The organism is Bacillus cereus group sp. BfR-BA-01381 (assembly GCF_022663555.1).
In the GTDB taxonomy this organism is placed as follows: Bacteria; Bacillota; Bacilli; order Bacillales; family Bacillaceae_G; genus Bacillus_A; species Bacillus_A pacificus.
In genome coordinates this window covers 1-235 of sequence record NZ_JAKUFR010000326.1, presented here as the reverse complement: position 1 = coordinate 235, position 235 = coordinate 1, and the positions used below count along the sequence as shown (strand labels likewise).

The window sequence follows — 235 nt, the reverse complement described above, 5'->3', positions numbered from 1 at the left end:
CAGACTTTCGTCCATTGCGGAAGATTCCCTACTGCTGCCTCCCGTAGGAGTCTGGGCCGTGTCTCAGTCCCAGTGTGGCCGATCACCCTCTCAGGTCGGCTACGCATCGTCGCCTTGGTGAGCCGTTACCTCACCAACTAGCTAATGCGACGCGGGTCCATCCATAAGTGACAGCCGAAGCCGCCTTTCAATTTCGAACCATGTGATTCAAAATGTTATCCGGTATTAGCCCCGG

Annotated in this window: 1 rRNA gene; it reads right to left on the bottom strand. The window is 55.7% G+C overall.

Features of this window, described 5'->3' with window-relative positions:
- Positions 1-235: ribosomal RNA gene (locus MR079_RS28900) — 16S ribosomal RNA — on the bottom strand; the annotation flags it as partial.